A 12763-nucleotide genomic window follows, 5' to 3' on the forward strand; every position below is an offset into this window, starting at 1 on the left:
ATTAAAATATTTTGTTGTTATTTTTTTGCTCGAACGGCTGTAACCATAGCAGGAGTAACTTCTTTTTGCTATTACCCCATTGGCTATATACATAGGTAAGAACATTTGCTACTTCTTCATCAGTCAGTGTTTGAGCAGTCATAACACTATTGAATTTTTTACCATTTACTGTTATTTCACCTGTTTTACCTTTTAATATAATTTCAATAGCTCTGTTAATGTCAGCATTTAAGAAATCTGATTTAGCAAGAGGAGGGAAGGCATTAGGTAATCCTTCTCCGTTAGCTTGATGACAAGCAAAACATGTTTTTCCATATACTGATTTACCATCAGCAATACGTTCTGATAGAGTAACAGCTTTAGTAGGTTTTATTACTTTTTCGTTAGGCATAGATTGAATAGTACCTCCTTCAGGTAGATATACCTGATCTGATTGTGTTCCAGAATATACTTTTTTATTATCATCTCCTGTAACATTAATCATACCTAAACTACCTTTATTAAAAGTTCTAAAAATAGAATGATCTACTAAAATTAAAGTACCAGGAACTTCAACTTTAAAATCAACAATAGCGGCACCACCGGCAGGTACTAGAGTAGTTTGTATATCATGATTAATTGTTGTTCCTCCTTCTATATGAACATTATCAAATATTTCACCAATTACGTGGAAAGAAGAAACTAAGTTAGGACCACCATTACCTACAAATAAACGGATTCTTTCACCTACTTTTGCTGTTAAAGCATTATCGCCTACTAAAGATCCTGTTTTACCATTAAACACTACATAATCAGGTTCTTCTTTAATTGCTTTAGCCATGTCAAAAGGTTGTAATCCTTTTTCACCATTTGCTCCTTTTGTGTAAAAATCGCCTTGCATTACATAGTATTCTTTATCAACTGGGGGTAAACCTCCTTCTGGTTCTACGAGTATTAATCCATACATACCGTTTGCAATGTGCATACCTACAGGAGCAGTGGCACAATGGTATACATATAAACCTTGATTTAATACTTTAAATGAAAAAGTAACTTCATGACCAGGAGCCACAAAAGATGATTTTGCACCACCACCAGGACCTGTTACAGCATGTAAATCTATATTATGGGGTAGTTTGTTATTTGGGTGATTTTTTAAGTGAAATTCAACTTCATCCCCAACTCTTGTTCTAATAAAGCTTCCTGGCACAGAACCACCATAAGTCCAGTAAACATATTTTACACCATCAGCCATTTCACCCTCTTTTTCAATGATTTCCATATTAACAATGAGTTTTTTTGGCGGGTCTGTCTCCTACAGGTTTTGGAACAAAAGGAGGAGCCGTTAATTCAGCTTGAATGGGTTCTCCTTCTACTTCAATTGATGTGGGATCTATAGATGAACTACCAGAGTCTTTCTTACAGCCAACAAGTAATAAGCTGGCTAAAGAGGCCGAGAATATTAAGCGTTTAATCATAATGTGAATTTTTAAAGTTTTGTATTTGTATTAGGGTTAATTTTTTAAGCTTGTGTTAAATAAATTAGGATTGATTTTTATGGATAAAAAAGCCCAATTATTACCATTATTTTTATTACCACCTTTTATTATTTCCATAGAATTCGTAGCAAACATTTGAGAAAATCCTCCGTCTATTGTTACATTTTCTAATAATTTGTAAGAAGCAGTAAAATCAATTTCAGTACCTAAATAATTATCTTTTTTTTCTCCTAATTGATATATGTTTGCACTTGATAAAAAGTAATGAGGGGTAAGACGTGCAGAAAACTTATCTTTCTCATATTGAAAGTTTATATATAAATCAGTTAGTCCAACATTATTGATGTGATTTCCCACATAAAAATAATCCATGTATCCATTGAATTTATGATTGGTACCATGTAAAGGATTAAATGATTTTATATCAGTACTAGTATCATCTTGGTTTTTACCTGATAAGTATTCAATTCCTAATCCTGCCAGAAAAGCTTGAATAAATTTGTAATTTATATTTGCTGAAAAATAGCTAGCCATTATATTATTAGCGTTTATTTTTCCTGTTTGTAGATAAGTAGCACCATCAATACTTAAATTATTTCGTTTAAAAACTAATCTAGGTCCAAATGTTTGACTATAATCTATTTTTTCCTCTCCATTGCTTAAATAACTCATTCCATTATTTAGTACTAATAAGCTTAAATTTAAATCTTTAAAGCTCCCATTATACCAAGCATATTGAAGTGATTTATATTGTGAAGGAATATAATTTTCTTTAAAGTTAGTTTCCTTATTGGCATTATACGCAATACCTAAATGTATGATTTGCTTAATAGATGGACTAAATTTAAATAGAAGAGCATCATGACTTTTTGCTTGCATTGCCCAGTCTATGCTACCAAAAATTCTCTGATCATCATAAGCTATTTCTTGTCTGCCCAGTTTAAATGAAAATTTATCATTTATTTTTACTTCTCCATAAGCTTCATGAAAATTTATACCTGTATCACTTTTCGAATTTGTTAAAACATCTCCCCACGTTCTAACATTTTGAGGTGAAGCAACCAGTTTTATATTATTATAATTATAGTCAAATGTGATACGAGTTCTTTGAGAAATAAAAGTTGCAGCTTTTTCATTAAAAGGCTTTAATGTGCCATAACCATTTCTATTTTCTAATCGTGCTCTTAAATCAGCATTTACATTAAATTGTTGGGAAAAAGCCAAAGAAGAGAATAATCCGGCAATTGTTAAATATACAGGTTTCATATTATTTAAAATTTATTTGTTAACGACTATTCTTAAATTGTCAGTTTTTTAGAGATTTAAAAAAATAAATTAGTTTAATTAATTATTGCTTCATCATTTGTATTGCCATGTTTAACAAAATCATAGATGTATAATGATATTCCAATGGTAAATAATGTTGCACACAACAGTAATACTATAAAATGAACACTTATTTCATTTTGAACAGTCATAAATTCCATCTTAAATTTTCTTTCAAGATATACTTGGGCTACACCAGCTACACCAAAAGCTGTTGTCATTCCTAACATTCCAATATTTGATAACCAAAAAGCCATTCTACCCGTAGTTGAATCATATCTTTTTCTCCCTGTAAGATTAGGAATTGCATAACTAATAATTGCTAATACTATCATGGCATATGCTCCCCAAAAGGCTAAATGTCCGTGCATTGCAGTTACTAAAGTTCCGTGTGTATATACATTTGTTTGAGGTAAAGTATGCGCAAAACCTAATAAGCCTGCACCTATGAAAGAAACAATAGCAGATCCTAAAGTCCAGTACAATGCTAATTTATTAGGATGCTTTTTTTCACCTTTTCTATACATATTTACAGCGAACAATGCCATACCTAAAAAGGCCAAAGGCTCAAGAGCTGAAAAAATACCGCCTATAATTAACCAAATTTTATTTACGCCTATATAATAATAATGATGACCTGTACCAAGTATACCAGATAAGAAGGTTAAACCTACAATAACATATAACCATTTTTCAATTACTTCACGGTCAACTCCAGTTAATTTAATTAATAAAAAGGATAATATACCTCCCATAATTAATTCCCAAACGCCTTCTACCCATAAGTGAACTACCCACCAGCGGAAAAAAGAATCCATTACTTGACTATCAAACCAAATCATACCTGGTAAGTATAATAATGCTGCAAACAATAATCCCATTGATAAGACCAAAGCCGTAGTTGTCTTTCTTTCTGCCTTAAATAAAGTTGTTAATATTAAACCTAAGAATAAGAGTACATTTATAACTACTAAAAAATCTAATTCTCTAGGAATTTCTAAGAATTTTCTACCTTCCCAATGATTAAAATGATAACTTACTACAGCTACTACGCCCACAATAGCTAAAGATATTAGTTGAATGTAAGCTAATTTTACATTTACTAATTCTCGTTGTGCTTCTTCTGGAATTATATAATAAGCAGCTCCCATAAAACCTGTTAGTAGCCAAACTACTAGTAGATTAGTATGTACAGCTCTAGCAGTGTTAAAAGGTATAATATCATGTAATCCATCTAGACCAATTCGTGCAAAACCCATGACAAAACCATAAATTATTTGAAGTATTAATAACAGCATACATAAGGCGAAAAACCAATAAGCTACTTTTTGTGATTTATATTTCATTTTAATTATTTTTATTAATTATTAATTTTTGATAAAGGAGAAACTACTTTGTCATATCCATTTAGATCAATGCCTCCAATCCATTTTAGATAAGCTACCATAGCATCAGCATCTTTAGGACTCATTTTATATGCTACCATCTTTCTACCGTTAGGAGCCCAAGGTATAGGAGACATTAGGACTGCTTTAACGTAATTTTCACCTCGTCTATCAATAACCTTTGTTAACTCAGGAGCATAATAAGCCCCTTCACCTAATATTGTATGACATCCCATACAGTTGTTAGACTCCCAAATTTCTTTGCCACGTACTACATTTGAGTCTATTTTAGTATAGTTTGTTTGATCATTTTTTGGGGAAAATGAATAGATCGTTAATCCAATAAAAATTAGAAACGTTACTAATGTGCCTCCCAAAAAAAACATTCTTGCTTGTGATTTTGATAGCATAATTCTTCTTCTTTTAAAATTATTATTAATGAGACATTTTTATCTTATTTGAATAACAAATTTCATTAACATTTCGTTAACTATATATGATATTTGTCATACAAATGCTTTTTAATCAAGATTTTTTACTCTATGATTCTGGTCATAAAAAGAAAAATACTTATAAAGTAACTTCGAATAATTAATTATAAAAGTTATAAAATGAATACCATAGAACATAAATTAATAGGTGATTACGTGGCAGAAGACTATAGAACAGCTCAAATTTTTTCAAAATATGGAATAGATTTTTGTTGTAAAGGAAATAGAACGATTAAGGAAGTATGTAATACAGTAGGAATTCAAGAAGATATCTTAATTAAAGAATTGAACTCCTTGGATAGAAATTTAACTATTGATTCAAATAATTTTAAAGCAATGTCATTAGATACGTTAATAGATTATATTGAAGAAAAGCATCATACCTATGTAGAAGAAAAAATACCTGTTATAATGCAGCTTTTGAATAAAATTTGTCAAGTTCATGGAACTAAAAACCCAGATCTTTTTGAAATACGAGATCTTTTTGTTGCCAGTTCAAATGATTTGAGCCAACATATGAAAAAAGAAGAATTAATTCTTTTTCCTTTTATCAAAAAAATGGTATCAGCCGCTAATAATGATATAAAAATTACTACACCTAGTTTTATGACAGTGAATAATCCTATTCAAATGATGAAACACGAACATGAGAATGAAGGAGATAGATTTGATAAAATTAGCAAACTTACTAATAGATATACACCTCCTCAAGGAGCATGTAATACGTATAAAGTGACTTACGCAATGCTTAATGAATTTGAAGAAGATTTACATAAACATATTCATCTTGAAAATAACATACTTTTCCCATCGGCCATGCAATTAGAAGAAAAATTAATTTACTAAAAAATACTACTACTACAGTCTGTATGAGTATTTACAGTCTGTAGTTTTCCCTTAGTATAACAATAAATAGGGAAGTACTCTCTTCTTAGATTATAAAAAACCTATTTAATTACCTTGATAAAATTTTATTTTAAATAAGAATAGTCATGTTAATTAATTTCTTCAATTGTGTATAATTTTTACCAATAGATATAAAAGCTAAAAAGAACAGTAATTGCCTAAAAAAATTATGATTATATTATTACTCAAATTGTCATAATTAATTAATTTTGGCAGAAAAAACACTTTGAATTCTATATTATCCAAAATACTTATAGTAATTACTTTTTAAGTATTCAAATTACAACAGCTCAAATAACTAGTCCAATAGAAACTTTGCCAGTTGAAACGGGTAAACAAATTATAATTGAAGGAGCTGATTTTTTAGATAAATCCGAAACAGAAATACCAGGGGCAATTGTTTTTACAGGCAATGTACGTATTTTACACCAAGGAGTGCGTATGTCTTGTAATAAAGCATATCATTTTACTAAACAGAATTATGTAAAAGCATTTGGGAATGTTAATTTAGTGCAAGGAGACACACTTACTATGTCTAGTCGTTATGCAGAATATAACGGAAATACTAAGTTTGCTTTCGCTACAGGGAATGTCGTAATGACAGACCCTAAAATGACTGTAACTACTGATACTATTAATTTTGATCGTAAATCCCAGCAGGCTTATTATAATACTTATGGAACAATTCGTGATGCTGAAAACACATTAACTAGTAAATCAGGACGTTATCATTTAAACGAAAAAAAGTTTGAGTTTAAAACAGCTGTTACAGTAAATAATCCTACCCACACGATTCGTACCAATCATCTTGATTACTATACTAATTCTGGTCATGCTTATGTTTTTGGCCCATCAACTATAGCGTCTGCTAATAATACAATCTATACTACTAAAGGTTTTTACGATACCAAAAAAGATGAAGGAAAGTTACAACGAGGATCAAAAATAAAATATAGAGATCGAATAATTGAAGGAGAAGATCTTTATTATGATCGGAAAAATGATTTTGCACGTGCTCGTAATAATGTAAAAGTAACAGATACCATTAACAAAACTATAATTAGAGGACATTATGCTGAGGTATATAAGAAAAAAGATTCTATGTATATTACTAAAAAAGCATTAGTTTCAGGTTTATTTGAAAAAGATTCAGTTTGGTTTCATGCAAAACGTATTGTAGTAACAGGAAAAACTAAAAATCGTATCATTAGAGGGTATAATAATGCTCGTTTTTTTAAAAAGATATGAGCGGTAAGTGTGATTCTATTCATTTTAATGAAAAGAAAGGACTTACACAAATGATAGGAAAACCTATATTTTGGAATGGAAAAAGACAGCTTACAGGTGACCTTATACATATTATATCAGATACAATTGCTAAAAAAGTAGACTCTTTAAAAGTATTTAATAATGCTTTTATCATTTCAAAGGACACTATTGGTAATGGATTTAATCAAGTAAAAGGTGTTAACTTATACGGTAAATTTATAAATAATAAATTGAAAGAAGTTGACTTAATTAAAAATACAGAAGTTATTTACTACATGCGAAATGATAAACAAGAACTAATAGGTATAAATAAAACTGTAAGTAGCAAAATTAATATGTTAATGGGAGAAGGAAACACTATAGAAAGTGTTACATTCTTCACAAATCCTGATGGTGAAATTTATCCGGAAGACGAACTACCTGAAAACGCTCGAAAATTAAAAGGTTTTGTTTGGAGAGAAGAGGAACAAATTTTAAAATTAGAAGATATTTTTCCAAAAGAAGAATTAGAACTAGATTCTAAAGCCAAAGCAGAAGTTCAAAAAAAAAGCACAAGAGCCTAATTTACCATTAGCACCTAGTAAAGAAACATTAGAATTTGATAGGCATAACAAAATCAAACAGAAGAAAGAAAAAGTTAAATTGAGTTCTAAAAAATAAAAAAGTTTTGAATAGATCTATTACTCTTTTATTTTTTAAAACTTATTTTAGAACATTTAGATTATAATACATGTTAAAAGATTTTTATAAATACCAAGCACAAACTTCACCTTACCCATTAGGAATGGAAGTATCTCATGCAATAGGTTCTTACATATATGACACAAAAGGAAAAAAATACCTTGATTTTGTAGCTGGAGTTTCAGCCTGTACATTAGGACATCAGCATCCACGTGTTAAACAAGCTGTTATAGACCAAATGGATAAATATGCACATGTTATGGTTTATGGCGAGTACGCACAAGATCCTGCCATAGAATTTTGTAAACTACTTGCAGAAAATATGCCTTCTGAGTTAAACAAAACATATTTAGTAAACTCAGGGACAGAAGCAACAGAAGGAGCTTTAAAATTAGCCAGAAGAGTAACAGGGCGTAGTCAGTTAATTTCATGTTATAATGCTTATCATGGAAATACAATGGGATCAATGAGTGTTATGGGATTTGAAGAACGAAAACAAGCTTTTAGACCACTTATTCCAGATGTAGATTTTATAACATTTAATAATGAAGAAGATTTACAAAAAATTACCACACATACAGCTGGTATCATATTAGAGACAATTCAAGGAGGTGCTGGATTTATTCAACCTCAAAATGATTTTTTAAAAAAAAGTGCGTAAACGTTGTGATGAGGTAGGAGCACTTATGATTTTAGATGAAATTCAACCCGGTTTTGGGCGTACAGGTAAATTATTTGGCTTCATGAATTACAATATTATTCCTGATATTGTAATTATGGGGAAGGGAATGGGAGGAGGAATGCCCGTTGGAGCTTTTACAGCTAATGAAAAACATATGGATTTGTTAACTGAAAATCCAAAATTAGGACATATTACAACTTTTGGAGGACATCCTGTAATAGCAGCAGCTAGTTTAGCTACCCTAAAAGAATTAGTAGAAAGTAATTTAATGCTTCAATGTTTGGAAAAAGAACAATTATTTCGTAAATTGTTGGTCCATCCACTAATAAAAGAGGTACGAGGTGAAGGATTAATGTTAGCTATTATGACAGATAGCCCAGAAATTACAAATCAAGTTATTTTTAAATGCCAAGAAAAAGGGTTAATTCTTTTTTGGTTATTATTTGAAGGAAGTGCAATACGCGTAACGCCTCCTTTAACCTTATCAGATGAAGAAATAATAGAAGGCTGTGGCATTATTATTGATGCTATGAATGAGATAGATTGTACAAAAAAGAACATTAAAGAAGTCTAAATTTTATTAATTAAATTGTTTAAAACAAAAGATTTTCCAACTAATTATAAACGTAACTTTACTACTTTTAGTAAGGATAATAAAACTTAGGAGTATGCATTTGAGTCACGATGAAGAAGATTATAGTTTATCCTTATCAAAATTTGAATCAATGTTAAAAACCAATAAGGTTTTGTTTTTTGATTCAGAAGAGTTTGAGGATATTATCCTCCATTATATGGATATTGGTAAACCTAGTTTAGCTAAAAAAGCATTAAAATTAGGACTAGAACAACACCCTAAATCATTTGGATTAAAGTTAGTTCAAGTTGAAATGTTAATATTTGAAGACAAACTTGAACAGGCTGAAAAGCTACTCAATGATCTATATGCTATTGAACCCACAAATGAAGAAGTCTTCATACAAAAAGCAAATATTTGCTCTAAAAGAGATGATCATAAACAAGCCGTTGAATTTCTAAAAACAGCCCTACAATATACAGATGACTATGCTGATGTTCATAACCTCTTAGGGATGGAGTATTTATTTATGGATGAACTAGAATTAGCAAAAAAACATTTTATTGCTTGTCTAGAAGAAGAACCCCAAGAACAATCAGGACTGTATAATGTTATTTACTGTTTTGAATTTTTAGAACAATACCAAGAAGCCATTTCATTCCTAAAAAACTATATAGAAGTAAATCCTTATAGCGAAATAGCTTGGCATCAATTAGGTAGATTAAACTTTACCATACAACAATATCAAGATGCCTACATAGCCTTTGACTATGCAACAGTTATTGACGATCAATTCATGGGAGCCTTCATGGAAAAAGCCAAAGCATTAGAGCGTTTAGCACGCTATGAAGAAGCTATTTGGAATTATCAAGAAACCATTCGATTAGAAGATCCTACCTCTTATGCTTTATTACGAATAGGTAAATGTTTTGAAAAATTAGGAAATAATACAGAAGCATTAAATTATTATAATCAAACTGTTCATGAAGACCCCCTTCTAGATAAAGGATGGATTGCTATAACAGATTTTTATATCCGACAAGAAAACTACCAAAAAGCACTTTATTATGCTAATAAAGCCCTTAGTATAGATGCAGAAAACCCTTTCTATTGGAAACGTTATGCAGCCATAAATAAAGAACTATCATTATTTGAAGAAGCACAAGAAGGATACAAAAAAGCAGTAGAATTAGGTGATACAGAATTAGATACTATTTTATTTTGGGCCGACACTCAATTATTTATTGGTGAGTACCAAGCCGCTATCGAAACCCTAGTAAAAGCTAATACCCTATTTTCTGATCATTATGAAATAGAATATCGATTAGCAGGCTTATACTATACAACTAATAACCTAACCAAAGGTCTTTATCATTTAACAAATGCTTTACATCACAATCTCAAAATGATAAGTATATTAGAAGAACTATTTCCTACTGTATTTGAATTACAAATAGTACAAGAAACAATAATTAAATTTAACAAATAATAAAGAGGGGATCCAAATTTTTGGATCCCCTTTTTAAAAATTTGTTTTATGTAAAATTTTAAAAATAGTTACAATAAAATTCTACTAAACTACTATTAATAATTGAATATTACTTTTTAATCGTTCGATTAGTAAATTCATCATTCTCTTGTTTAGTTGAGATGAGTTTTTAATATATTCCGTATATTCATCAACTGTAAATAAACCAATTATCATTCCTTTCAAAGAATTTCTAAACTTAATATCTTTGTGAATCACATTTTCAATGTAACTTGATTTTTTTCAGTAGAAAGTGTAAAAAAACATTTTTTTGTTTTACCGCATAATTAATAAAAGCTTGAATAAATAAATCGTTCTGTAACCTTAATATAGGACGGAGGGTAGTATTCTGAAATATTTCTTCCGAAGAAGACTGAATATTTATGTTTCCTATGATGTCACCTCTTAAAATAAGAAGTTGTTTGTCACGAGTTTCCATCTTTACTTTTTTATTAAATTTAGTAAAAAATCCTTTATAATTTAGAAAATCCTTTCAAAAGTTATTAGTTAATTTATTGTAAATTGTCATTGATAACTATTTTTATAAATACTAGAATATTAAAATTAAAAGTTGATTTACATCATATGTAGATTATTCTTAACCCAATATTTTTACAAGAAAAATGACCTAATATCAATAAATAGTTAGAATTAATTTTAAATTATTTGAAAATATTTAAATTTACTTTTATTTAAAATTAATCATGAGATATAAGACACACAAATGGGTTAGACCAGAAGATTTAAATGCAAATGGAACTCTTTTTGGAGGAAAATTATTATCATGGATAGATGACGAGGCTGCACTCTATTCAATTGTTATTTTGAAAAATAATAAAATAGTTACGAAGTTTATGTCTGAAATCAACTTTATGAGCTCTGCCAGACAAGGTGATATTATAGAAATAGGTTTAGATATTGTTAAGTTTGGAAAAACATCTATAACAATGAAATGTGAAGTAAAAAATATTATGACAAAAGCTACTATTATTACAGTAGATTCTATTACAATGGTTAATTTAGATAGTTTCGGTCAACCAGCTAATCACGGTAAAAAGCAGTCTGATTTAGCTTTAGACGAAAAAAATGTTTAAAGTAAAAAAGACTATTTCATACTATCACAAATAAATCTACGCAATATGTTAGAAAGTTCAAGATTTGAGGATTTATTAGCTGAATTAGCACGTACAAATAAAAAGCTCTATTATGAACAGTTTCTTAAGAAAGTTGAAAAATCAAGACAGACAAACGAATTTCAATTTATTTTTTTAAATAACTATTTAAAAGCTTATAAGAAAAAAATAGAAAAAGAATAGAGATATAAATTTAGAAAATACAAGATAAACCTCAAAAAAAGACAAAGTTCTCTTAAGAAAAGATACAAAATGAAAATTAGACAATCCTATTTAAATCTGATAGCACTCCTAGTAAGTGTATTGTCTTTAGCCCAAGTATATCCAGTGCAGCTTAATAGTAGCGTGGTACCACCTTATCCATCTACCATTTCCGCTTATGGAACAGCTACCAGTCCAAAATACTTATTAAATTTATTTACTGCTGATTTAAATGTGGTGAATCGACAAGTAAAACTAAAAATATATATAGAAGGTAATGGAATAAAAGCCCAATCCACTCCGGTGGTAAACGGTGCTATGCCTTTATTTTTAAATGGTGGCGAAACCCTAAACCTGACCAACCTTGATTTAGAACCCTACTTTCGTTTAGAAAACCTGCAAGGAATAAGCCCTCAGAGCTATAGTGAAGTTTTACCCCAAGGGAGCTATAACTTTTGTGCGGAAGTATTTGATTTTATAACCAATCAGAAAATTTCAAAAAAATCATGTACTTTCTACTATTTCATTTACAACGAACCCCCTTTTCTAAATCGTCCAACCAATCATGAAATTGTTCAATTTCAGAATCCTCAAAATATTATTTTTTCTTGGACACCGCGTCATATCAATGCGACCAATATAGAATATAAATTCGAATTAGTAGAGCTATTAAATACACAAACGCCCTCCAATCAAGCCTTTTTAATCGGACAGCCGTTATATTCCACCCAAACTACTAATACGGTTTTACATTATGATCCATCATTACCACAACTTATAGAAGGCAAAAAATACGCTTGGCGTGTACAAGCCCTTTCACAACCAGGCTTTGGAGACAAAGCCGTTTTTAATAATAACGGTAATAGCGAGATATTTGATTTTCTATATCCAGGGGATTGTGAGTACCCTAAATTCGTTTTAGCGACTTCTGCTAATGCCACCCAAGCCAAGATAACCTGGCAATACGACCCCAAACATTTAGATTACGTAGTTGAATACAGAAAAAAGGAAGCCCCCAATGGTTTCAAACAGCACACTATAACCAAGAAGCCACCCTATACGATCTAGAACCAGGAGCTACCTATGATTTTAGAGTAGGCGGTATTTGT

General features: G+C 30.0%; 10 protein-coding genes and 3 pseudogenes. 8 read left to right on the plus strand and 5 right to left on the minus strand.

Going from position 1 to position 12763, the window contains the following annotated elements; translation table 11 throughout:
- Positions 1–17 precede the first annotated feature (17 nt).
- The 4 genes and pseudogenes from nirK to JJC03_RS14645 all read right to left on the minus strand — a co-directional run bounded on the left by nirK (position 18) and on the right by JJC03_RS14645 (position 4599).
- Positions 18–1457, minus strand: a pseudogene (gene nirK / locus JJC03_RS14630) (copper-containing nitrite reductase).
- Positions 1458–1493: 36 nt separating this feature from the next.
- On the minus strand, positions 1494–2744 hold the full coding sequence (locus tag JJC03_RS14635) for an alginate export family protein (protein WP_235873553.1): 1251 nt from the start codon (positions 2742–2744) through the stop codon (positions 1494–1496).
- A gap of 74 nt (positions 2745–2818) precedes the next feature.
- On the minus strand, positions 2819–4150 hold the full coding sequence (locus tag JJC03_RS14640; protein ID WP_235873554.1) for a cbb3-type cytochrome c oxidase subunit I: 1332 nt from the start codon (positions 4148–4150) through the stop codon (positions 2819–2821).
- A gap of 14 nt (positions 4151–4164) precedes the next feature.
- Entirely contained in the window at positions 4165–4599 is a 435-nt protein-coding gene (locus tag JJC03_RS14645) for a c-type cytochrome (RefSeq protein ID WP_088397819.1), read from the minus strand.
- A gap of 201 nt (positions 4600–4800) precedes the next feature.
- Here JJC03_RS14645 and ric point away from each other — a divergent pair, with 201 nt between their 5' ends.
- From ric to JJC03_RS14665, 5 genes and pseudogenes are all read left to right on the plus strand, one after another.
- The gene (ric, locus tag JJC03_RS14650; protein ID WP_174658974.1) at positions 4801–5526 is read left to right on the plus strand and encodes an iron-sulfur cluster repair di-iron protein; all 726 of its coding nucleotides are present in this window, start codon (positions 4801–4803) and stop codon (positions 5524–5526) included.
- A 375-nt stretch (positions 5527–5901) separates the two neighbouring features.
- Entirely contained in the window at positions 5902–6834 is a 933-nt protein-coding gene (locus JJC03_RS18955; protein WP_309597675.1) for an OstA-like protein, read from the plus strand.
- Positions 6831–7418 carry a hypothetical protein gene (locus JJC03_RS18960; protein ID WP_309597676.1) on the plus strand — a complete coding sequence of 196 codons (588 nt, stop codon included), beginning with the start codon at positions 6831–6833 and terminating at the stop codon, positions 7416–7418. Before JJC03_RS18955 ends, JJC03_RS18960 begins: the two co-directional genes overlap by 4 nt.
- Positions 7419–7585: 167 nt before the next feature.
- Positions 7586–8792: pseudogene (locus JJC03_RS14660) on the plus strand (aspartate aminotransferase family protein).
- Between the two features lie 94 nt (positions 8793–8886).
- Positions 8887–10281, plus strand: a complete 1395-nt coding sequence (locus tag JJC03_RS14665) for a tetratricopeptide repeat protein (protein ID WP_235873529.1) — start codon at positions 8887–8889, stop codon at positions 10279–10281.
- Positions 10282–10365: 84 nt separating this feature from the next.
- On the opposite strand, the pseudogene JJC03_RS14670 reads toward JJC03_RS14665, so the two are convergent.
- Positions 10366–10759, minus strand: a pseudogene (locus tag JJC03_RS14670) (glyoxalase).
- A 265-nt stretch (positions 10760–11024) separates the two neighbouring features.
- Between JJC03_RS14670 and JJC03_RS14675 the strand changes: the two are divergent.
- The 3 genes from JJC03_RS14675 to JJC03_RS14685 all read left to right on the plus strand — a co-directional run bounded on the left by JJC03_RS14675 (position 11025) and on the right by JJC03_RS14685 (position 12722).
- Positions 11025–11414, plus strand: coding sequence for an acyl-CoA thioesterase (locus JJC03_RS14675; RefSeq protein WP_088401352.1), 390 nt, complete (start codon positions 11025–11027; stop codon positions 11412–11414).
- A 45-nt stretch (positions 11415–11459) separates the two neighbouring features.
- The gene (locus tag JJC03_RS14680) at positions 11460–11636 is read left to right on the plus strand and encodes a hypothetical protein (protein WP_165624426.1); all 177 of its coding nucleotides are present in this window, start codon (positions 11460–11462) and stop codon (positions 11634–11636) included.
- Between the two features lie 69 nt (positions 11637–11705).
- A complete protein-coding gene (locus JJC03_RS14685; RefSeq protein ID WP_235873555.1) occupies positions 11706–12722 on the plus strand; it encodes a hypothetical protein in 1017 nt (338 codons plus the stop codon).
- Positions 12723–12763: the final 41 nt, after the last annotated feature.

It is taken from the genome of Flavobacterium oreochromis (assembly GCF_019565455.1).
Lineage (GTDB): Bacteria > Bacteroidota > Bacteroidia > Flavobacteriales > Flavobacteriaceae > Flavobacterium > Flavobacterium oreochromis.